We start from the raw sequence: 23,555 nt of genomic DNA on the forward strand, positions 1-23,555 counted from the left end.
TCATGAGACTAATAAAGATCAGCTTGCTATGCCTCTTTGCAATTGTACCTGCAGCGGTAATTATAAACGCCTTTAAATATAAAGATACTCCACTAGCCATTGCTAAAGGGACGCGTATTGCCTTGATTGGCAACAACCTGGGATCGAGAATGATCAACTATGATAATTTTGAAACAGAACTGCAGCTTCGTTTTCCAACGCATGAATTATTCATCCGCAATATGTGCGACGAGGGGGAAACGCCTGGCTTCCGGCCTCATGCCAGCAGGAATTCTCCATGGGCCTTTCCCGGTGCAGAAAAGTTCCAGGTAGAAAGGGCAAACCTTGTAAAAAGGAAAGATGCCGGTGGCACATTAGAAATGGATGACCCCGGTGAAGGTTTTTTTGAGACGCCTGATCAATGGCTCAGCAGACTCAAAACGGATGTGATCATTTCCTTTTTTGGATTTAATGAGTCTTTTGCAGGAAAAGCGGGGCTTGACAACTATAAAGCAGAACTTGATGCTTTTATTAAATGGACACTGAAGCAAAAATATAATGGTACTTCGGCGCCGCAGCTGGTGATTGTTTCACCCATTGCTTTTGAGAACCTTAGCAGTAAAAGCAGCTACGATCTGCCAGATGGCCGAAAGGAAAATGAAAACCTCCAGCTATACACCAGTGCAATGAAGGAGATTGCTGCACAAAATAAAGTACGTTTCGTAGATGTATTCAACCCTTCATTAAAATGGTATGCAGCTACTACAGCGCCATTAACCATCGATGGTTCTCAACTGAATGAAGAAGGATACAAAAAACTCGGGGTATTGCTGGCAGACCAGATCTTTGGGGAAGGTTCTTCCTCGGCAGAAAGCAATAGAAAGCTGGTGCACGATGCCGTAATGGAAAAGAACTGGATGTGGTTGAACGATTTCAAAATTCCTAATGGGGTGCACGTATATGGCCGCAGGTATAAACCATATGGGCCAGACAATTTTCCTGCCGAAATAAAGAAGATCCGTGAGATGACAACGATCAGGGACACTGCTATCTGGCTGGCTGCCGCTAAAGGGACGAAAATGAATCTGGAAGCTGCTGATAAGCATACAAGCGTTTTACCAGAGGTTAAAACCAACTATACATCCAGCAATAAAACCGGTAGCCTTAAGTATCTCATGGGGCAGGAAGCTGTAAACAGTCTGAAAGTACCTCCAGGCTACAAGGTGGAATTATTTGCTTCAGAAACGGAGTTTAGCTTCCTGGCCAAACCTGTACAGTTATCGTTCGATAATAAAGGACGGCTGTGGGTAGCCGTCATGCCCAGCTATCCGCAATATAAGGTAGGAGATGCAAAGCCTAACGACAAGATCATTATTCTTGAAGATACCAACCAGGATGGCAAAGCAGATAAACAAACTGTTTTTACAGATGGACTCCATTTACCACTCGGTTTTGAGATTGCACCGGAAGGTGTATACGTAGCACAGGGACCTAATCTAATCCTTTTGACAGATACCGATGGTGATGATAAAGCAGATAAGAAAGAAATTTTGTTAAGCGGTTTTGATGACCACGACTCGCACCATAGCAGTCATGCCTTCACAACAGATCCTTCCGGGGCCATTTATTCGGGCGAAGGGGTGTTCCTCCGTACCAATGTAGAAACTTCCTACGGGCCTGTTTATGCTACCAATGGTGGTTTTTACAGATACGACCCACGGCGCAGGAAACTGGAACGCACGGCACAACTGGCCATTCCAAATCCATGGGGCATTACATTCGATGATTGGGGGCAGCCCTTTTATGCGGAAACATCTAGTCCCGATTTTCGCTGGATGCTTCCCGGAACAATATTGCCAAGATATGGTCAGGCCACACACAAATCAAGACAACTGATAGAACAGCAGCATCTGGTACGACCAACATCAGGTATTGAAATTGTATCCAGCCGCCATTTTCCTGATGATATTCAGGGAGATTTCCTGATCAACAATACCATTGGTTTCCTGGGAACGAAACAACATACGCTGGAAGACGACGGAACAGGTTATAAAACCCGTTTCCGTATGGACCTGCTGGTGAGCGATGATCCTAATTTCCGCCCGGTAGATCTGGAGTTTGCACCCGACGGTTCCTTATTCGTAATCGATTGGCATAATATCCTCATCGGGCATATGCAGCACAATGCACGGGACCCCTTGCGTGACCATTCACATGGAAGGATCTACCGCATTACTTATCCTTCCAGGCCTCTGGTAAAACCGGCAAAAATAGCGGGTGCCAGTATAGAAGAACTCCTGGATAATCTGAAACTGCCCGAGTATCGGACCCGTTACAGGACCCGCCGGGAACTTAGGGGGCGTGATGTTGCTCAGGTACTGGCTAAACTCACAACCTGGGTAGCGAAACTGGATACCAGCGACGCCAGGTATGAACATCATTTACTTGAAGGCCTGTGGGTGAGCTGGGGAATGAACAAAGTAGATCAGCGACTTTTAAAACAAGTATTGAAAGCGAAAGATTATCGTGCAAGAGCTGCGGCAGTACAGGTAGTACGTTATACCGGACACCAGCTGCCAGACCAGGCGAACTTACTGATGGAAGCCGCCAGGGATAAAAATAACCGTGTAAGGCTCACGGCTATTGTAGCTGCTTCATGGATCGGGAAGGAAAAAGGGCTTCCTGTTTTAGCAGAAGCCAGTAAATTGCCGCTGGATAGCTGGATGGTTCATGCCCATAAAACCGCTGTGGCACATTTGAACGGGAAAAATGTAGCAGAAGAAAAAGTGAAAAAGGAAGAAACAGCGCTCAAAGGCGCAACACTTGCATTATTTAACCAGGGAAAAATTATTTATAACAAAGAAGGATACTGTACAACTTGTCATCAACCTGATGGCAAAGGGCTCACAGCTGCAGGCTTCCCCCCGCTTACACCCAATATATGGGTAAACGGGAGTGACGATAGACTCATCAAACTGGTACTGAAAGGCATAATGGGGCCGATAGAGGTAAATGGTAAAAAGTACCCCGGACAAGTTCCTATGACGCCATTTGGAGGCTTATTGAAAGATAATGAAGTAGCAGCAGTATTAACTTATCTCCGTAAATCATTCGGAAATAACGGGCCTGCTATTTCTCCGGAGAAAGTGAAAGCAGCAAGGAAGGCCACCGAAACTAAAAAGGATTTCTATACAACAGAACAATTACTGAAAGAACATCCAATGGAAAGGGCGAAAAGATAATATGTCCAGATTCGCCGATCTCAAACTCTTTTATTAGGGACTAAGCTAAAGAAAACCAACAGCTCCCATAATAAGCTATCCTGTAACTAATGTAAATGCAGGAGACATGGTCTCCTGGTCGGCGCGTGATATCCCCAATTTCGATGCTAATGCCCGCCAATCCTTAGTGACCATAACGATTTCATCGAGAATTTTATCCATCTGATCTTTATTAAGCTGGAAAAATTGACCAACACTTTTAGCTAGCTCGAAATCCAGCGCATTATTATCCATATCAACATTTAAAGCCAGTCCATTTTTATCTATTGAGGGATTAATATCATAGGCGGGTGATAATCTCCAACCTTTTTCTTCCAGCAGAAATCCGTGGTTTCTAAAATGATCGTCGGTATTGGAGATCGCCATATGAAATACTATCCGCCTCCACAATTGATGTAAATCCGCCTCTATGTTTGAACCATATGTTTGTATAAATTCGGCTATTTCAAGGTAACTCGGGGTCGCATCTCTAATGGTATCTTCACTGTTCCTTGTCATGGTCATTGCTGATGCGAAATGAATCCGTTGCTCTGCTTCCCTATCAAACCGCCTCGACAAAAATGTATGATATGGCGCCCTTACCTTTTCAAGAGTGCAGATAGGCATATTAATTCCTGCTCTGCAGGCTAGTTCGTATGCCAGGTATTCCCATGCTGCTTTGTCAGTTGTGTCAGCTTTTGAAGGAAACTTTGCAATACATAGGTGACCATCTAAATCTATAACATTTGCTTTCGGCCGAGCTCCACCCAATGACGATCCGGGTGCAAAAAGAATTGGAATCCATTCATCTCCATTTTTTCCTTCCTCATCCTCTTCATATGCTTTAACACTGGCCTGCAACTCTCGCAAATGCGTTATTGGTGGGGTTGGATTATCCTTGTTGTCATCTAGAAAGGGACCGTTAGGGTCCAACTTAAATCGGAGTGCACCCATTCTTGAAACATCGTGGACGCCCAACAAGAAGTCAATTTCGTATAGTTTTGGTGTTGACTCTCCTTTTACGAGCGCTGTTTGTGCAGCACGGCGAAGCATGAGTTTTCTCCCCCATGTATCGGGCATCGAATCCATAAATACACCAAAATTGTCTTTTTTATCTGGATATTGAGTTCCTGAGTATAATCCAATTTCGGGATCAAGCAAGAATACCTGATCTGACTTTAGCCAGTCTTTATCGTACTCAAAACCGAATATTCTGCTCCCTTTACTTTGCTGTGCAGATATTACACCAATGCATTTCGAGGCATCCATACCTTTCCAATGAGCATACACCCATATATCTGTTTTCGTTGCTGCCATTAGGTTAACAGATCTAGATCCTGAAGTTTTCTACCAAGCTCATCATCAACAGCCAGTTTAAGGAAATCCTCCTGTAAATTTAATGCCCTTAGCACATTGAAATAAGCCCCCATAGATACACTAGGATCACCTCTCTCTATTTTTCGAAGGGTTAGCCTTTCAATAGCAGCGCGTTCAGCAAGCTGAATGGCAGTCAGTTTCCTACGTTTTCTCGCCAACTTGATATTCTCACCAAGCTGGTCCCAAATTTTTTGATACTTGGGAAAGATCACAGCCTTCCTTGATTTCATAATGGATATTATTATATCCAAATATAACTAAAATAGATATAATAGTATCCATTTTAGTTATATAGTTATCACTAATAGCTCTTTTTTCATTTATGAAATTTGATTTTTAAGGTGAATGAATCAATATGCATCAAAGTCATCCATAATGGGATGCTGTACCTTAAAAACGGCATACTGGCAACGGCCCCTTAATGGAACCGACTTATGAGGATTGTGATGGTATTGCTGTCCCACAGGACACCATAGGTGGCATAGTATTACCCCCATTGTCAAATCCAACGGATACATTAAATAAAATTATGAGGAATACCAATTTATCTGAGGCACAACTGGCAAAACTAAGGACTATGTTGAGCAGGTTTTTATCTGGAGATGGTAATGAAAGATGGGCATGTATCCACAAACAGCTGTATAGGCATATGGCGTCGAATAATTTAAAATTCGACTTTATGATGAACTCAAATAATCTTGTACCCCAGTCCTATAATCCGGTGACTTCAACATTTTCCTTCTTGAATGATGATTCATTTAATTATCCAAATATTTTCGAGCATGAATTTTTTCATGCCTTTCAGGATATGTTTATCGCTACTGATACCTATGCCATCGCTACCTCAGAAGGCTATCCTGATGGCTATACAAATATTGAATTTGAAACAGCAGTATTTACCGACCTCTTGAAAACCAATACTGTGGAATATGGTGCATTTATGAATGCAGATGAAGAATTGAGAGAAGACTATAGTGGTTGGCTTAATTTAATAAAAGATAATAACAAGAAATACCCCACAACATTTGATGATTTTCAGGGCAGATACAATTTCTTCTTAAAGAAATTCCAATTTAACTCCGGATACGCTGATAAAGGACAAATACTTCTTAATATGAAACCGGTATCTTTACTTGAAGTTTTTTTCAACTTCTCCATGCAAATAAATCCTATGAAACCATCATGAGTTTACACTCACAAACCGAAATGAATAAACTCATGATAGCTTCATCACCTTTAAAAAACAAATTATATACTGATGAAAAATATCCTCTTAATCGTGTTTTTATGTTTTGCACTAGCGTGCAAAGCACAGCAACCTATTTCAACCATCAACACAACACAGGTCAAAGCTTCTGGTATAACATTTAAAATAAAAAGAACGACTACTGACAGTGGAAAAGACTATGTTAAAATCTCCAATACTAGGAATAAATTAGATAATGTAAAACAGGTTACGCCTAACCTAAATTTCAGATTAAATGTTAACGAATATATATTATTTGATCATGATATTATTAAAGACATATGCGCCTCTGTTATTCCATTAAACGAGCTGAAAAAGATGGCAACAAAGCGAGGTGGATTATTTATTGCAATGAAGTACAATACCAGGGGCTATCCTTTGGAGTTGGTTTTTTTGATAGAAAAATCATCATTAATTAGCGCAGAGGATCTGGCTAAAATTGAAACTAGAATCAAAAAAAGTGCTTTTCACATTACCTTTAAAAAGGAAGTCCAGAAATTAGTAGTGGGTGCAAATTACCTTCTTGTTGACTTTAGTTATACCTACGCAGAAATACTTGAAGCTAAATCAGGCCGGTAAATATAGCTACCTTCAGTATTAAAGGCTGATTATTTTAAAGAATAATCGACCATTGTTCCTTACAAAGAATTTAAACATAGCAACACTTTCCTGTAACCGGGGAAGAACCACATTCACCGAAATGTACACTTTATGGTCTCCCGCACGTTTATAATGCACCAGGAGGTGTACCTAAGATAACATTATGGAAATTGCAATGAGAAAATACCATTTTTTATTTTTATCGCTTTTATCAATAAACTTGGGAAGCTGCACGAATCAACAAACATCAAACTCAACTGATAAACCTCCGGGTACCTCAGTTGAGTCTAGGCGCCAATGGCTGAAGGACTATGCTTTTTGCAGTTGCCTTTCCTATGCGAATACTGCGGATTCAACCTATTCCAATGATATTAGTATGGGGATATACAGAGATATCAGTGCTTATAACCAAGACGCATACGATGCTGTCGATAACTTATCGAAAATCACGGCCTCGAAAATTAGTCCTTCAGTAATAGCAGATTATGAAGAAAAAAAACCAATCCTAAAAAGTTGCTTGGAGTATTATCAGAGCAAGACCCTTGATTCCTTGGTAAATAAATATGAGTCGAATTCAATGGAGTAACATCACCTGAAAAGCGTAAGGTTACATTATGTTTATACCAAAAAACAAGTCATTAAAAAACCCTCTTTAAATAGAATTAAAGAGGGTTTTGCTTTATGCGGTGGTCTCGACGGAAGGAAGAACGTCATTTTTTATGGCTTAAATTGAGTCCCGTTTGTTCAAATCAGATCATTTTTGATCAAATAAGTTTTCCTTTTATTTACCTCTATAATATCACAAGATTTTCCACCAGGCTCTGATTGACCTTACTATTCCTTATTAAAAATTACTCTTAATTAACGATGAACAATACCACGAGAATCAATCAGACACGGAGTGGAGGTGGAGATTCCAGACATATCTGAATTCTTCCATTTAACATCTCCAGTTCTTGCATCATAAGCATAAATATTTTTATAACCACCAGCACCAACGAATACCAATCCGTTAGCACCAACCGATCCAGAACCATTTGGCAATATATTTTTAGACCATAATTCCACTCCTGTTAGCGCATCGAATGCATGAAAATATCCATCATCAGCAGATACGTACAATAATCCTTTCAAAATAAAAAGACGACCGCCAATACCGATCCCTTTAAGGCTCTCCCACTTTAATTTACCCGTGACCTCATCAAGAGCAAGCAAAGATCCACCGATACTAAAATCATTTACGTTATACCAGCCTCCAACATGTACCAACCCGTTATTTACTTCAGGACTAGCCTGCTCCAGAGATATTCCACCTGTTGAATACTTCCACTTCAAACTGCCATCGTTCGCGTTCAAAGCATACAAATGACCATCACGACTCCCAATAAAGATAACACCATTACTTAAAGCTGGACTGGACTGACCAATCATGCCCTCAGTTTGATAATTCCAAATTAAATTCCCGGTCTTTGCACCAACTGCATACATGATACCATTTGAACTCCCGAAATAGACTATATTATTAGTAACGATCGGACTGGAACTGACATTTTTTGATGTTTCAATTTTCCATTTAAGTTCACCGGTCTCGGCATTCAAGGCATAAAAAAAGCCATTATTACTCCCGAAATAAATTATGCCATCAGAAACAGCTGGACTTGACTCAATACCAACTGTAGCAGTAAAGAATTTCCATTTGACTCTACCATTAATAGCATCAAATGCATACATATTCCCATCTACTGACCCTGCATAGACCGTTTCACCTACAACAATCGGATCAGAATATGAGAAATCTTTAGCTGCATACTTCCAAATCAAATTACCATTGGTGGCATTCAATGCATAAAAACTACCATCACTACTTCCTATATAAACTTTATCCTTAAGTCTAATTCCCGGCATTTCCGGCTCTTTTAATCTATCTTTTTTACATGAGAATAGAAACGTAACGAGAAAGAATATCCCGAATACCAGATACTTACAAGCGTTTTTGTTTTTCATAAGAATAATTTACAAATTTTAAATACCTCAGTAACACATGTAACTGTTTCTTTACAAGAAAATGCGATAAAACGCTGATTAAGCTTAGTGCGATTTAGTCCTTCCCTCCGTACCACCAATGGGTAGCTTCTGTTTTTCAACCATTTACCTCCAATCACCAAGCCCATTAAACACCTCACCATTCAGAAACATTTCAAAAAATTCAGAAAACGGATCTGTTGGAATTACTTCTGCTTCGGCAACATTATACAAGGAGCATTTGTTGTCTTCTCCATGTATAGAAATCGTCTACGTATCACAATTATATAGCCCCGTAATACAAAAAAACCAGCAGTTATATATAACTACTGGCAAAAGGAGTGGTCTCGACGGAAGAAAGAACGCTGTTTTTTATGACTTAAATTGAGTCATCTTTGTTCAAATCGGATCATTTTTGATCAAATAAGTTTCCCTTTTATTTACCCTTATATTGGCACCAGATTTTCCACCAAAGCTTCAACAACAAACTCCACCCATTCCTTATATTCGTTCATCGGATCAAAACTAAGTCAGTCAGCAACCGGAATGCAGCGATAGGTGTATTTTTTAACCTTCCCTTTTATGGTTTGCTCTTCAACCTATTAACCGCCTTGTCCAGCCACTCGTTAACAGTGGAACGACCGCTGTTTCCGAATAAAAATGATTCAGCAGTTTCAAGGGTATAGGATTTTTTAAAAAAGACGTAAGGCTCTGCGATCGCATCCATGGCTACTTTTTCAATTATCCCTTCGTCATAAAGAGAGTAAATTAGATGACCATGGTCTATGTATCCAAACAAGTTGATGTGCCCCTTTGTACTTTTGGGGTTTGTTGTGTGAACCTCGAGGTTTAGAACAATGGGCTTTTTACCTAATTTCTTTATTTGAGTATAGCCTCCCGTAATAAAGTTGGGCATCCACACTATTTTACTATTGCCGTTAGAAAAGTTTAAATAGCCGACCAGTCTATTGCTCCTGAACATTAGGTATGTAAACCCTCCGGTCGCAAGATTATAATATTTGGCAACATTCTCTCCAATTTGAAATAGAGCAACATTGGGGGTGACGTAATAAACGGGAATATGCAGAAACGTTATTGAATTGAGATCGGTTTCATTAGCGAGATTGTATTTACTCATGTATTCCCTGGACATCTTGCCTGTTTTGATGCACTGTAAAAGGGCGAGCCTGGCCTCAGGCAATCTTTGTCGAGCCTCCCTTAGGTGGCACAGATATATGGGGTGCGATTGATTTCCGGGATCTACAATCTCCGAAACCATGTAGGGTCTTAAGGCCTGCACTACCGTTTCATCTCTCTTGTAGTTGTTAGGGAAGGTATTGTTAAACGAGAGCTCGGTTTTTCTTGTGATGATTGTATCAAGCTTATTTCCGCTCCCCTTGATGGTATCGATACGAATATTCTCCTGTCCGGTTTTTCCGGTCTGGCCATGGCCATAGGCAGCGAACAACAGGAATACGGCGATGAGTGCTATCTTTTTCATATTAATAGTCTGTAATGGTTTTGGAACGGATAAAATAATTGGCCGTAGCCAGGTTGATATTGCCCCTGTAGGTTACGGTATTGGTTAAGGTTTCTACTATTCTCGAATAATTTGAGTCCACCCCATAAGGATATGCACCACTACATTTTTTTGTAAATAAAGACTCAAGAGCTTGTATAGTCCTTTCCATTCTGAGAGTTTAAGACTTATAAAACACTAAATTTACTATATATAAATGAAATTATTGGTTTGTGCTTAACTACGTTGATTGGAGTTTCTTTGTCTGCATTAGGCCCTCCTAATTTTGAGGTTAATCTCTGCCATTTTAAGTAAGTATTGTAACCACGACAACGGAAAACTATTGTCGGTTTGGTTTTCAGATACCGACTAGTTTATCCAGTTCTGAGAAACAGAAATGGCCTCTCTGTAACAGAAAGGCCATCTGAAGGAGTATTTCACCTTCCCGGTGGTCTCGACGGGAATCGAACCCATATCTAAAGTTTAGGAAACTTCTATTCTATCCGTTGAACTACGAAACCATGCCCGTTTCAAACATATATGTTTGACAGGAGGCGCAAATATAACAATAAAACACTTTGTTTAAATAAGAGATTAAACAATTTTGCAGGTAGTAAATTTTATCACAAACCACTGATGACGATTTATTTGTGCTCTATTTATTCTTCATGCTTCTTTTAACAAAGCATTTTCATACACTTCTCCCTGCTGCTGTAGTTCAGCTATTTTACTTTCGCACATCTCCCTAACTAGCGTTAAAAAAGCCGAAACGCGATCGTAAAGCAACTCGGCATCTTGTTTATCTACGGAGAAACTATCTTTATAACGAGCCTGGGAATAACTTTTAATCAGCATATCGAAAAGCCTGTCGTCACTTACGTTGCCAGTAACAAACAACCCGTACGGTTTCTCCGAAAAACAAAGGCTCAGACGAAGCAACCGATGTAAATTATGCATTTCTAAACGATAACCAATATGCACCCGGATCAAAGCAATACATGCTTGTTCCATCGCCTGATGCAGCATAAACACGCAAACCTTATGTTGATCTTTTAACAAACATTGTACAGCTCCGTGCAAAAAGCCTTCGGCCAGAGGTAAACGGTGATTAAAATGCTTCTGTGCGCCCTCGGCCGCGTTCAAAGGAATAAAAGATATTTCAAAGTCAAATTCCGGTAAGCCATTCTGACTATAGAGCAATTCCCCGCTTGTGTATACACCGATAAAAAACCGGCTGTTGGCTTTAATAGCTTCTTCAATCGATGCTTTGCTATGGCACAGAATAGTAACTGTACCTTGCTTATAATGCGCATTGGCATAATCCTGCACCTCATGGTCGATACGACTTTGACTTTCAGTAACCATAAGCAAAGCATAGTGTCCACTTTGAACTAGCGATCCGCCAGTAAAACAACCATTAATTTCAGCTGATGAAAAACGCCGGCTAAAACATATGATCTGCAAAGGATCAAACTTTTTTGCAAGTGACAGAATAAGCTCTTTAAAATGTACTTCATTTAACGGCTTAGGTACGCTGTTTCTTTTCATAATTTTTGATTTTAGTTGAGTTCAAATGTTCGAAAAGAACTGGCCGTAAAGAACCACAGGCAGTTGTATCTAACAACCTTACAATTGTTGTTTACTATGATTGCTTTTAATTATATTTGCTCATATGGAAACTACAGCTAAAACCAACAAAGTGCATATTGGCAGAAAAATTAGTCGCATTCGTGAAATACGAGGGATTAAACAAGACGCATTGGCTACAGAATTAGGTGTAAGTCAACAGGCGATCTCAAAAATTGAACAAAGCGAAGAAGTTGAAGATTCTACACTGGAGAAAATTGCTGCTGTTTTAGGAGTAACAATAGACAGCATAAAAAATTTCAGTGAAGAAGGCATTGTAAATTATTTTAACACCTTTAATGACACAAGTGTTAATCAAGGATCAATTGGCTCCTACAATGTTTGCAACTTCAATCCTTTAGAAAAAGTCATCGAACTTTATAACGAAAAAGTAGAACTTCTGGAACGCTTACTCCAAAGCGAACGTGAAAAAATTGAGCTCCTTAAAGGAAAATCTTAACGAAACCATCTTCTGCTTTCTGTCTGACAAACAATCTCTCCTATTAAAACATCCCGAACACTAGAATATACGGCTCCATTTTAGGACCATCCCGTACTGCAAGTCCATAGTGAGTCCATGGTCAGTCCATATCAGGTCCATGTTTTGCCATAAAAACTTGGATATGATATAAAAGTAACTTACATTGTATATGAAATTATATCTAGCCGTTCCCGAACCGTTCTTAATTAACCTCTTAATCCTTTCTTATTATGGCCACATTTGATGGTAAATTTATCCGGGGAGCCGCTGGAGATCTCATATTCAAAAAAAATGGGAAGAAACAAGTTGTACAAGGCAAATCTAAAAAGGCCAAAATAGACATGACCCAGGCCACCTTTGATGCCGCGTTTGTTTTTGGGCGGGCGAGTACGCTGGCTTCTTACATTAGAGGCAATATAGAAAAAATAGTACGCTATTACGATGGGGGTATGATATCACGCTTTACAGGCGAATGCAATCAGATCCTTCAAAAAGCTACTACTGGAAAGGACAACGAATTCGACTTCAGCCAGGATTACTTCAGCCGCCTTAACGGCTTTGAATTTAACGACGTTTCACTGGTAAAAAGCTGCCTTTTTGCCCAACCTGTCGTAAGTTTGACCGAACAAACTGCGACTATTGATTTTCCGGAAATGCAGATTCCGAAGGATATTAAGTTTCCGTCTAGTGCCACATACTGTGTTGTTGCCTTTAGTGTAACTTTATTTGACCTGAAAAACGACCAATATAAAAGCCAGGAAGTGCAATCATTTGAAATTGAGCTTAAAAACCACCCATTTACATTCCCTGCACAACAATTAAATTTTGAAGGCGCACCCGGCGCCCTCTGCGTTATTGCCCTGGGCTTATATTATTTTGAAAAAACTTTCGCGGGAAAAGCTATGATCAACAACAAGGATTTAAGCCCATCTGCCATCCTAAAAGCAGCCTTTTGCCCAGGAGAAATTGACATTCAGAACAAATGGCGCGAAATGATCTTTAAAGAAAAGAAGACACGAAAGTTAAAGAAGCCTAAAAAGCAAAGTGATCAGACTACCTGATCACACTGCCGTTATTATGTTGAGCTATTGGCGCCACAAAAGCCAGCTTACCGTCTGCATCCTCCGACATCAGGATCATGCCCTGCGACACAATGCCTTTAATCTCACGAGGAGCAAGATTAACGATTAAGCTTACCTGTTGTCCGATTACCTCTTCAGGCTTATAATACTCTGCTATACCCGACACAACCGTACGCTGATCTATTCCTGTATCCAGGGTCAATTTTAATAGCTTCTTAGTCTTTTCCACCTTTTCCGCAGCAATGATGGTCGCTACACGAATATCAACCGCTGTAAACTGCTCAAATTGAATATTCTCTTTCGCAGACCCTACAATCGCTACAGAAGCCGAATTACTAGCTTTGCTTAAGTTCAGTTTATCAATTTGCGCCTGTACTTCTTCATCTTCGATTTTATCGAACAATAATACTGGCTCATTCAACTGATGCCCACGATGCAGCAAATTAACCGCACCAGCGTCTTCCCACTGATGTCCGCCATAGTTCAGCATCTTCATCAACTTATCCGCTGTAAATGGCAGGAATGGCTCAATTAGGACCTCTATGTTGGCAGCAATCTGCAAACTGATATTTAAAATGGTACGTACGCGATCTTCATCTGTTTTAATAACCTTCCAGGGCTCTGTATCAGCCAGGTATTTATTTCCTAAGCGAGCAACATTCATCACCTCACCCAAAGCCTCTCTAAAACGATAGTTTTCAATAGAAGCCGCAATTTTTGAAGGATATGCAGCCAACTCATCAATCACTTGCTGATCCTCAGGCTTAATTTCCATACACATAGGCACCTTACCATTAAAGTACTTATGGGTCAATACCATTACCCTGTTTATGAAGTTACCAAGGATAGCAACCAATTCATTGTTATTTCTTGCCTGAAAATCTTTCCAGGTAAAATCATTATCCTTAGTTTCAGGAGCCGTTGCCGTCAATACATAACGTAACACATCCTGCTTATCCTTAAACTCTACCAGGTACTCATTTAACCAAACCGCCCAGTTTTTAGAAGTCGAGATCTTTTGACCTTCCAGATTCAGGAATTCATTAGCAGGCACATTATCCGCAAGGATATAGTCACCATGAGCCATCAACATCGCCGGGAATATGATGCAATGGAAAACGATATTGTCTTTTCCAATGAAATGCACCAGCTTCGTTTCTTCATCTTTCCAGTAATCTTCCCAGTTTCCACCCTCTAGTTCATTCTGATTGATGTAATACTCTTCAGCTACAGGATTCCAAACGCCCAAACGCGCATATTCAAAAAGTTCCTTAGTTGCCGAGATATAACCAATTGGCGCATCGAACCAAACATAAAGCACTTTACCCTCCGCATCCTTCACCGGCACTTTAACGCCCCAGTCCAGGTCGCGCGTCATGGCGCGAGGCTGTAAGCCTGCATTTAACCACGACTGGCATTGTCCAAAAACATTTGGTTTCCATTCCTTGTGGCTGTCAATATATGTTCTTAATCGATCTTCGTATTTATCTAAAGGCAAAAACCAGTTCTTCGTTTCTTTCCTTACCGGAGGTTCGCCGGATAATGTAGACTTAGGGTTGATCAGGTCAGTAGCATTTAATGTACTGCCGCAGCTTTCACACTGATCACCGTAAGCGTTTTCATTTCCGCATTTCGGACAAGTTCCGGTAATGTAACGATCGGCCAAAAAAGTTTGAGCCTTTTCATCATAATACTGCTCGGTAACTTCTTCTGTAAAAACACCTTTTTCGTATAAGGTTTCAAAAAAATCAGAAGCCGTTTGGTGATGTGTCAGAGATGATGTCCTGTGATAAATGTCAAAAGAAACACCAAATTCTTTAAAAGAATCACCGATAATTTTGTGGTATTTATCAACAACAACCTGAGGTGACACACCTTCTTTTTTAGCTTTTAACGTAATCGGAACACCGTTTTCGTCAGAGCCGCAAATAAATTTAACATCTCTATTATTAGAGCGCAGGTACCTTACATAAGTATCCGCAGGCAAATAAACACCTGCCAAATGTCCTATGTGTACCGGTCCGTTTGTATAGGGCAATGCCGCTGTAACGGTATATCTTTTTATTTTACTGTTATCCAAAACTATTTTTATTATTTTGGCAAAGATAAGTGTTTTTACCTATGATTAAACAGCCAGCATACTTAAAAAAGGGCGACAAAATTGCAATCGTTTGTCCGGCAAAGAAATTACCCGGCGACATTGATACTGCCATTGCTATTCTCGAAAGCTGGGGCCTGCAGGTTGTAATCGGCAAAACTGTTACCGCTGCGCATCACCAATTTGCCGGCAGCGATGCTTTAAGGACATCAGACCTTCAAACTTTCCTCGACGACTCCGAAATTAAGGCCATTATTGCAGGAAGAGGAGGTTACGGTACCCTCAGGATAATTGATGAGTTAGATTTTACAAAATTCAAGAAAACACCCAAATGGATTATCGGGTTTAGTGACATTACCGTTTTGCTTTCTCATTTGCTGGCCGAACTTAACACTCAGAGCATTCATGCACAAATGCCTTACACATTTCATTCTGCGAGTCCTCAATCATTAGAATCACTAAGAAAAGTACTATTCGGAGAAGAGGTTAAATATGATTATACCAGCACGTTTCCTTGCAAACCAGGAATCGCTGAAGGCACATTGATTGGGGGTAACCTAACACTTATGGTGATGCTACAAGGTTCCGCTTCAGAGATTGATTTTACAGATAAGATTTTATTCCTTGAAGATGTTGGTGAGCGCGAATATTCAATAGACAGAATGATGCGCATGTTGAAACGCAGTGGCAAGTTGGCTAAGTTAAAAGGACTGGTAGTAGGAGCCTTTAATGAAATCACTCCAGAGACTATTTCTTTTGGCGCGAGTCCCGAGCAGGTAATCTGGGATATTGTAAAGGAATATGACTATCCGGTTTGTTTTAACTTCCCTGTGGGGCATATTGACGACAATAGAGCAATGGTAATAGGGAAGGTAGTAAAGCTATCTATCGGGAATCACAGCACTATTCGATTGACCCAATAAAAAAGGCTGTAGCTAAAATGATTAGTACAACCTTGCTCGCGAAATATGTTATTTCCGATCAGGGACCTATTACCAGAATTTCCTGGCAAAATATCTTCACACTTATAAAAACATACGGTGCGAAGAAAAGATCCTGAATATAAGATATCATAATTACAACAGGCATTCAAATTAAAAAGGGCGCCTCATAGACTCTTTGTTCTATTTAAGGCGCCCTATAAATTATCGTTCCTAATGATTAAAGAATCAAATTATAAATTAACATTAATCACCACCTTCTGATTTTGAGGATCATTTTTTGATCCGATAGTTAAAACTGTCCCATCAGCCTTAACTGCACTTACCAAAGTTAAAGTTGCAGTAGCTGTAGTAGCCGGAGCAACAATACTTCCTGCGGTTGGTATAGAAGCGGCAACGGTAAAAGCTTCTCTGTTCAGAACTACTGTTGCACTTGGTATATTAATAGCTCCGGTCACTTTATAAGTAATTGTTACCTGTTGCTGTATAGCCGTTTTTACAAGGAACGAAATGTTGGCTGCTGTTCCTTGTTTAACACTTACAGCAGCAGTGCTACTTAGTGCTACATACGGAGGTAAACTATTACTAAAATCATAATTATCTCCTGGCCCTTTTTTTTCACATGCCTGTAGTAAAAAAACGGCAGTTATCGATAGTAAAACTATTATCTTTTTCATATTCATATTATAAATCAAACCACATTTTTTCATTGTACTTAATTGTCGTTTTTGGCGCATTAGGATTTCTGGAGATCTCATTTAATATAGGATACTCATATCTCCTAAAGATCGGTCCAGCAGGAGCACCAAGTGGCAATGTTAGCACAGGCACTTCACTTCCGTCAACCCCCGACCTTCTCCACTGAGTAAATGCATCTAAGCCTCTATCCATTTTGTCAACCCATTGCTGAGCATGGATAGCCCTAATAGCTTCAGCCTGTGAACTAAAAACACCAACCGGGTATTGATTTGAAAAATTAGTCGATGATGTCGCATCAACCCCAAAAAATAAGCACGATGCTTGTAGCGCATTTTTGTATAGCTGGCTTGCTTTGGCTAAATCAACTGCAACACCTAATCCTCTTGCATAAACCTCAGCTTCATTAAACAACTGCTCCTGATAAGTGAACATTACCTCTGGCGCTGTAGGAGAATGAAGGGATTTGGCTATCCTCGGATTTAAAGCATCCACACCATCATCACCAGGCACAACCCCTACATACTTTGTAGCTGTAGCCGGCTTATCAAAGAATTTCGGCAATCTTGGATCAGCAACTGCAAGCGCTGGTGTTGGGTCCATAATATCCGTAACAGGTTTTGTCGCAAAGAAAAAGTTATTCCCGTTGTTATACTGTAAACCAATCGCATATTTAGGATTTCGTTTATTTGCAATATCCTGGTACGCAATCAAGGCATTATCAGCTGCCGAACTCACTAAACTTGTAGTCCCTGCTGAAAAAATCGCCCCAACAGCAGCTGCTTTTGTAGGATCTTTATCTACCATGGTAAGTAATGAACGCAACTTAAGCGATTTTGCCAGTTTTTTCCACTTAGCAATATCTCCTTTATAAAACAAGTCGTACCCGTCAGCGTTTGCTCCGATTTTCAAAGGGCTAGCCTCATCAAATTGGGCCAGCGCTTCATCAAGAATAGATATTGTTCCTTCAAGCACCGTTTTTTGATCATCAAACTTTGGATAAATAATGTCAGGATTCCATGCTTCTGTAAAAGGAACATCACCAAAAGTAGTAGTGATATCGTAAACAACCATCGCTAGGAGCACTTTACATTGTGCTGCAGCATTATTATTAACCGGGCTTGCTGCTTCAGACAATTTAATAGCCTGTTTAAGATTAGCTCCGGCTCTTACATAAAGTGAAACCCAGGTGTTATTTAAAAAATTTGCAGAAAATGTATAAGTATCTGCACTAGGATCGCCTCCAGACCATCCTGTAGGATTATTACCTCCTCCGCCCAAACTTTGACTAGCGAGTCCAACAGGGATGTATAAATCTCCGCTAGACCTCAGGTTTATATAGGCGACTGATGCATAAGAAAATAATAATTTAGGATCTACAGCGGTAGCTGTATTGGGACTCTTATTAATGTCCAGATATTTTTTGCAAGATGATAGTGTTAACAATAAAGTTAATACACTAAACGTATATATAATTTTTTTCATTTCTATTAAATCTTAAGTCTTATGTTAAAACCAAGGGTTCTTGTAGATGGTATTGAATTAAACTCAACACCTTCAGCTACACTTTCAGTTCCAAAAAAGTTTGCTTCCGGATCAATATGTGGAACATTATCATGGATGATCCATAAATTTCTACCTTCAAGTCCTATTTCTGCAGCCTTTATGAATTTCGCCCCACCTTTAAAAAGTTTCGATGGCAACAGGTAGGACAATCTAACTTCTCGAAGTTTTACGTAAGAAGCATCAAAGATATTTGCTTCTGTATTTGTAGTTGAATATTGAGCCCAATATTCCTGCATACTTGTAACAGGGATCGTGTTAGGAATAAATGTAGCACCTGAAGCAACAACCCCTTTGTCGATAAATATATTACCTCTGTTTAGTAAAGTTTCCTTCGCAAGACCATTCGTTCTCAGTGTAGAAACAGAGTTAGAGAATATTACACCACCTTTTCTCATATCAACCAAGAAACTAAGAGATGCTCCTTTGTAAGAAAAAGTATTATTAATACCACCTAGCCAATCAGGGCTCATGTTACCCAATCTCTTGTCACTAGCTGTTTTTCTTAATCCGTTAGCAGCATCAATAACTATATTTCCTGCATCATCTCTCAGCCAGGCAACACCATAGATACCAAATGACTTACCAGATTCAGCTTTGATTGACAGTCCGCTCCAGCCGCTAGCCAGTGAATAAGACGTTAGTTCTTTAGGCAACTCAACTGTTTGTACATTTTTAGAGAAATTGATGTCCATGTTCCAGGTAAAATCAGACACTTTAACCGGGACTAAACCTAGAGTAACCTCAACCCCATGATTTTTAACTGAACCTGCATTTCTTAGTGCAGTCGAATATCCTGTCGATTGTGGAAGTGGTAAGCTTACTATCTGATCTGAAGTATTCGTATTGTAGTAAGTCACATCTAGATTTACACGGCTATTTAAGAACCTTAATTCAGTACCAATCTCAAACGAAGCTTGGTTTTGCGGTTTTAGATTTAAGTTCGGGATAGCTGAAGGACTACTGAATGCCAAGACACCATTAAATGGAAAAGTTGAACCATAGCCATACTGCGCAAATGCAGCACTAATTGGACTATAAGTAAATGCACCTTGATAAGGCTCAGTATCACTACCTACGTTTGCATAACTGGCTCTTAATTTACCATAGTTAAACCAAGAGGTTTTAGGCAAAACTTCACTGAAAACGAAACTTGAACTCACCGAAGGATAAAAATACGATTGATTTTGAACAGGTAATGTCGAAGACCAATCATTTCTTCCTGTAACGTTTAAGAATAAAAAGTCTTTGTATGAAAGTCCTATGTCACCATAAACGCCTTGAATTCTTCTTTTATTAGAAGTATTGGTCGTAACCACACTCCCTGCATTTGAATAATTGTACAACTCATCAATCGTCAATTGCTGAGCATCAGTAAGATCTCTGCGATAAAACGATTCAAAAACGTTGTAACCAGCAATCACCTTTAAATCAAGATCACTAGTTAGCTTTTGCTCAGCTGTGACAATCAAATCGTTATTTATAATCCTGTTATAAATGTTTGCTGCATAAAAATCACCAGTTAATGACCCAATTGTCCCTTGTCTGGTCACTCCCTTTCTATACTCATTGTAAAAATCCGTACCTAAGTTGTTAGAGATGGTTAGCCATTCAAGCGGTTTATATGTAACAATTGCATTTCCAAAAAAGCGATCGACAACGTTAGAGAAATTGTTGTTATTCACTACCCAAAATGGATTATTACCAGTTCTGGTTGGTGTTAGAGCAATCTGTTGCTTAGTAACAGGATCAACGTAATTATCTCTTAATAAATTTACGTCAATTGTTCTAGGCAAGCCAAAAACGATAGACTGCAATACACTTGGATTGTTTGAACTCTGTACCGGACGGCCATCCGCTGCTGTGCGCGTATAGTTTGCGCTCGTCCTAATATCTAAACCTTTGAAAATATTTCGGCCAGAATTTAAGCTCAACGAATTCTTTCTAAGCTTCTCATTTGGAACGATCCCGTCTTGAGTAGTATTTGTAAATCCGAAACGATAATCGCCAGAATCACCCCCACCTTCAAATGAAACTGAATTAATATATGTTTTACCTGTTTCATAGAAATCCTTAACATTATCCGGATAAGCTTGTAAAGTTATATTCCGACCAAGGTAATCAGTATATGTTCGGTCCTGAACCTCACTGATCTTAGGGCCCCAACCATTCACGCTTGGGCTATTCTGAGTCGGATTTGCACTATTATAAGCTCCTTGAACTCCCTGAGCATATTCATTTTGAAATTCAGGAAGCTTTAGCACATTGTCAAAACGTGTAGAAGAATTGAAAGATACCGAAGCCTGTCCTTTCTTCCCTTTTTTAGTCGTGATAACAATCGCGCCATTTTTTGCTCTTGCACCATACAACGCTGTAGCAGATGCTCCCTTCAGGACGGTAATGCTTTCGATGTCATCTGAATTTAAATCCCCAGCTCTATTACCATAATCAGAACCTGCACTTCCCTGAGGAACACTACTGGTTGTAATGGTATTAATCTGCTGAGAACTGTTATCTACAGGTAATCCATCAATTACAAATATTGGCTGATTGGATGTTCCTGTTGAGTTAAACGAAGACGCCCCTCTAATGATAATTTTGGAAGAACCACCTACAGTCCCTGACTGAGACGTAACTCTAACACCTGAAACTTTACCCGCAAGGGAATTGATTACATTAGTTTCTCTGGCCTTAGTCAATTCATCACCCTTTATCGTAGTAACAGCGTACCCAAGAGATTTGGCAGTTCTTGTTATACCCATTGCAGTTACAACAACTTCGCCCAGTTGCCTCGCATCTGTAGCTAAAGCCACATTTAATACATTTGATGAACCAATCGATACTATCTGGGTAAGATAGCCTATTGAAGAGACTTCAATTGAAGCTTGTCCCGATGCAATCTTAAGAGCGTATTTACCATTTGCATCTGTTGAGGTACCATTCTGAGTACCCACGATTTTTACAGAAACCCCAGGAAGCGGAAGACCGTCTTCCTTTCCCGTAACTGTACCAGTAATTGTTCGATCTTGCGCCATCGCAGCTCCTGCGATAAACACCAAAATGAACAAACTTTGTAAAAGTTTTTTCATAAGAAATTAAAATTTAGGTTAGTTAATAATGGTCTAATATAGAGATATTGATATGCTTGCATAGCTTAAAAAGAGCTAGATGTTAATTTATGACTATTCAATGACTTAATATACAAACACCATAAGCTACAAAAAGGTTTTAAAACAAAATATTATATTGAATATCGAGCGATATTTAACATTTAATTACAATAAGCCCCTGACACAACTCATGTAACAAAACTTTTAACATTAATTAACACTTCTTATAGACTATTATTATAACATCATTTTTTTTTACAAAAAAAAACCAGTAAGGCCCTAGGCTTACATATTAATCTGCAAAGTCACAGGCTGCCCCCCAACCTTAAAGCAAAAAATAACCTTATTCGCAAGATCAATGGAATACTAGACTTTACATTCATCTATGAAGAGTTCGTGCACAAGTATTGCGGCTAATGCCTTAAATTGTACAGTTGGCCTCATTGTCATTTGAACAGCTCCAATTTTTGTGCAGATTCCGATCCGGAGTTACTCGGTGATTGCAATGCATAATGGGACAATAAAAAAAGGGTGTTCATACTTTTTGGACACCCTTCATCATTATATCTTTTGATCTTAAAATCTATTGAACATCCCATCCAACACGCCTCAACATCGACGTGTTTTTAGGCGCATTCGAGTTGTACCTCTGCTCCCCTGAAGGATAAAGCAATGTCCTTGGTAAAGCACCACCCAGTGAACTTCCAGCTGGAGCTGTTAACACAGGCAACCCTGTTCTTCTCCAGTCAGTCCAAACCTCCGGATTAAGAAACAATGCAAAATATTTCTGCGTCATGATGTCGTTTAATGTAATAGTCACAGCAGTTTTAGCTACGATTGGTGCATATGAAGCACTATTTACTGTCCTTGTTAGATTAGCTACAACTCCCGCATTATAAGCCGCCGCAGCAGCGATTCTATCCTGCCCTGGTTTTTGAAAGTGAGCCTCAGCCTCAATAAATTTAAGCTCATCATAACTCATTAAAACAACAGGAGAGTTAGAGCTTCCATAAAGAGGCCCTAAAAAGATATCCGGTCCATCTACAGTTTGATAAGCCTCCAACCTGGGATCAGCTGCGGCCGCAAGTTTATCATAAATAGTACCAACAAAAGCAATGTCACCACGTTGTTCGTTAAATTGGGCCCATGGATTTTGCGTCCCCACACTTGTACCCGAAAAATTAATAGCGGCCATTTCTCCTGGCTGAAAGCCTAATGCAGCTTCAGCAATAGCTTTAGCATAGTTTGTATTGTCCTTTTTTGCCTGGTGCAAATAAAATTTAGCCCTTAACGAATGAGCAAACCTGCTCCAACGCTGAAGATTACCCCCAAAAAGCATGTCATCTCCTTTATCCCCAGGCTGAAATGGACTACCGTCGTCAGTACTTAAGGTAGTGATGGCAGTTGCCAATAAATTATCAAGAGTGGCATAAATACTTGCTTGACTATCGTATTTTGGTTGCAAATTTGCCTTACCTAAAAAAGCCTCAGTATATGGAACATCGCCCCATAAATCTGTAGCTAAGCCCAAATTATACGCCATTAAGATCTGTCCAACAGCAGCATAATGCTTTTGATTTTTCGTTTCTGCAACTTTAATTAACGAATTTGCATTACTCATTATACTAGGATACAAACCGGCAGTCCACATATTGTCCACGTCATCAGCAGACACCTCATAATTATTTGCCAAAAGAGATTGATTTGCAGACCCCGTTACCTGTTGCATAAAATTTGCTGTAAACCTTGATGCATCTCCCCCAACAAGATAGCCTGTAGATTGAATCACTCCAGCTAACAAATTTGATGGAACCGGATCTTTTAACTGAGATGGGTCATCGTTAATCCCATCATAAAAATAACTCTTTTTACAAGAAGAAACGACCAATACCGCTAACAGCAGTACAAGTATTTGGTTTCTCTTAATTCTATTTATAAATATTCGTTTCATGTCC

At 39.7% G+C, this 23,555-nt stretch carries 17 protein-coding genes and 1 tRNA gene; 6 read left to right on the top strand and 12 right to left on the bottom strand.

The annotated features are described in order from the left end of the window. The first annotated feature begins 2 nt into the window (after nucleotides 1–2). Nucleotides 3–3,221 (top strand): PVC-type heme-binding CxxCH protein, encoded by a 3,219-nt coding sequence (locus tag B9A18_RS07150; RefSeq protein WP_084288557.1) that lies wholly within the window; start codon nucleotides 3–5, stop codon nucleotides 3,219–3,221. A gap of 75 nt (nucleotides 3,222–3,296) precedes the next feature. Here the strand turns inward: B9A18_RS07150 and B9A18_RS07155 are convergent, their stop codons facing one another. Then, the gene (locus tag B9A18_RS07155) at nucleotides 3,297–4,556 is read right to left on the bottom strand and encodes a type II toxin-antitoxin system HipA family toxin (RefSeq protein ID WP_084288558.1); all 1,260 of its coding nucleotides are present in this window, start codon (nucleotides 4,554–4,556) and stop codon (nucleotides 3,297–3,299) included. Further along, nucleotides 4,556–4,846, bottom strand: a complete 291-nt coding sequence (locus B9A18_RS07160; RefSeq protein ID WP_084288559.1) for a helix-turn-helix domain-containing protein — start codon at nucleotides 4,844–4,846, stop codon at nucleotides 4,556–4,558. The genes B9A18_RS07155 and B9A18_RS07160 overlap by 1 nt, the downstream gene beginning before the upstream one ends. A gap of 191 nt (nucleotides 4,847–5,037) precedes the next feature. Here B9A18_RS07160 and B9A18_RS07165 point away from each other — a divergent pair, with 191 nt between their 5' ends. Both B9A18_RS07165 and B9A18_RS07170 read left to right on the top strand, forming a co-directional pair. Beyond that, nucleotides 5,038–5,802, top strand: a complete 765-nt coding sequence (locus B9A18_RS07165) for a hypothetical protein (protein WP_084288560.1) — start codon at nucleotides 5,038–5,040, stop codon at nucleotides 5,800–5,802. 72 nt (nucleotides 5,803–5,874) lie between these two features. Further along, nucleotides 5,875–6,441 carry a hypothetical protein gene (locus tag B9A18_RS07170; RefSeq protein WP_084288561.1) on the top strand — a complete coding sequence of 189 codons (567 nt, stop codon included), beginning with the start codon at nucleotides 5,875–5,877 and terminating at the stop codon, nucleotides 6,439–6,441. An 882-nt stretch (nucleotides 6,442–7,323) separates the two neighbouring features. Here B9A18_RS07170 and B9A18_RS07180 read toward each other — a convergent pair. From B9A18_RS07180 to B9A18_RS07200, 5 genes are all read right to left on the bottom strand, one after another. Continuing rightward, nucleotides 7,324–8,466: an outer membrane protein assembly factor BamB family protein gene (locus B9A18_RS07180; protein ID WP_084288563.1), complete on the bottom strand. Its 1,143-nt coding sequence runs from the start codon at nucleotides 8,464–8,466 to the stop codon at nucleotides 7,324–7,326. 598 nt (nucleotides 8,467–9,064) lie between these two features. Further along, complete coding sequence (locus B9A18_RS07185; RefSeq protein WP_084288564.1) at nucleotides 9,065–9,985, bottom strand: hypothetical protein; 921 nt, start codon at nucleotides 9,983–9,985, stop codon at nucleotides 9,065–9,067. Nucleotide 9,986: 1 nt separating this feature from the next. After that, complete coding sequence (locus B9A18_RS07190; RefSeq protein WP_084288565.1) at nucleotides 9,987–10,175, bottom strand: hypothetical protein; 189 nt, start codon at nucleotides 10,173–10,175, stop codon at nucleotides 9,987–9,989. A gap of 277 nt (nucleotides 10,176–10,452) precedes the next feature. Beyond that, nucleotides 10,453–10,524, bottom strand: a tRNA-Arg gene (locus tag B9A18_RS07195). Nucleotides 10,525–10,669: 145 nt separating this feature from the next. Then, entirely contained in the window at nucleotides 10,670–11,551 is an 882-nt protein-coding gene (locus tag B9A18_RS07200) for a HEPN domain-containing protein (RefSeq protein ID WP_084288566.1), read from the bottom strand. A gap of 124 nt (nucleotides 11,552–11,675) precedes the next feature. On the opposite strand from B9A18_RS07200, the gene B9A18_RS07205 reads away from it, so the two are divergent. Both B9A18_RS07205 and B9A18_RS07210 read left to right on the top strand, forming a co-directional pair. After that, complete coding sequence (locus B9A18_RS07205; RefSeq protein ID WP_084288567.1) at nucleotides 11,676–12,089, top strand: helix-turn-helix domain-containing protein; 414 nt, start codon at nucleotides 11,676–11,678, stop codon at nucleotides 12,087–12,089. A 251-nt stretch (nucleotides 12,090–12,340) separates the two neighbouring features. Next, nucleotides 12,341–13,171: a hypothetical protein gene (locus B9A18_RS07210; RefSeq protein ID WP_084288568.1), complete on the top strand. Its 831-nt coding sequence runs from the start codon at nucleotides 12,341–12,343 to the stop codon at nucleotides 13,169–13,171. Here the strand turns inward: B9A18_RS07210 and metG are convergent. Further along, a complete protein-coding gene (metG, locus tag B9A18_RS07215) occupies nucleotides 13,164–15,272 on the bottom strand; it encodes a methionine--tRNA ligase (protein ID WP_144009418.1) in 2,109 nt (702 codons plus the stop codon). The two genes, B9A18_RS07210 and metG, sit on opposite strands and share 8 nt — an antisense overlap. Before the next feature lie 41 nt (nucleotides 15,273–15,313). Between metG and B9A18_RS07220 the strand changes: the two genes are divergently transcribed. Next, nucleotides 15,314–16,213 carry a S66 peptidase family protein gene (locus B9A18_RS07220; RefSeq protein WP_084288570.1) on the top strand — a complete coding sequence of 300 codons (900 nt, stop codon included), beginning with the start codon at nucleotides 15,314–15,316 and terminating at the stop codon, nucleotides 16,211–16,213. A 251-nt stretch (nucleotides 16,214–16,464) separates the two neighbouring features. Here B9A18_RS07220 and B9A18_RS07225 read toward each other — a convergent pair whose 3' ends face one another. From B9A18_RS07225 to B9A18_RS07240, 4 genes are all read right to left on the bottom strand, one after another. Beyond that, nucleotides 16,465–16,908: a hypothetical protein gene (locus B9A18_RS07225; protein ID WP_144009419.1), complete on the bottom strand. Its 444-nt coding sequence runs from the start codon at nucleotides 16,906–16,908 to the stop codon at nucleotides 16,465–16,467. A 7-nt stretch (nucleotides 16,909–16,915) separates the two neighbouring features. Beyond that, nucleotides 16,916–18,412: a SusD/RagB family nutrient-binding outer membrane lipoprotein gene (locus B9A18_RS07230; protein ID WP_084288572.1), complete on the bottom strand. Its 1,497-nt coding sequence runs from the start codon at nucleotides 18,410–18,412 to the stop codon at nucleotides 16,916–16,918. Between the two features lie 5 nt (nucleotides 18,413–18,417). Beyond that, nucleotides 18,418–21,579 carry a SusC/RagA family TonB-linked outer membrane protein gene (locus tag B9A18_RS07235; RefSeq protein WP_084288573.1) on the bottom strand — a complete coding sequence of 1,054 codons (3,162 nt, stop codon included), beginning with the start codon at nucleotides 21,577–21,579 and terminating at the stop codon, nucleotides 18,418–18,420. 604 nt (nucleotides 21,580–22,183) lie between these two features. After that, nucleotides 22,184–23,551, bottom strand: a complete 1,368-nt coding sequence (locus tag B9A18_RS07240) for a SusD/RagB family nutrient-binding outer membrane lipoprotein (protein ID WP_084288574.1) — start codon at nucleotides 23,549–23,551, stop codon at nucleotides 22,184–22,186. Between the last annotated feature and the right edge of the window lie 4 nt (nucleotides 23,552–23,555).

It is taken from the genome of Pedobacter nyackensis (genome assembly GCF_900176505.1).
GTDB lineage: Bacteria > Bacteroidota > Bacteroidia > Sphingobacteriales > Sphingobacteriaceae > Pedobacter > Pedobacter nyackensis.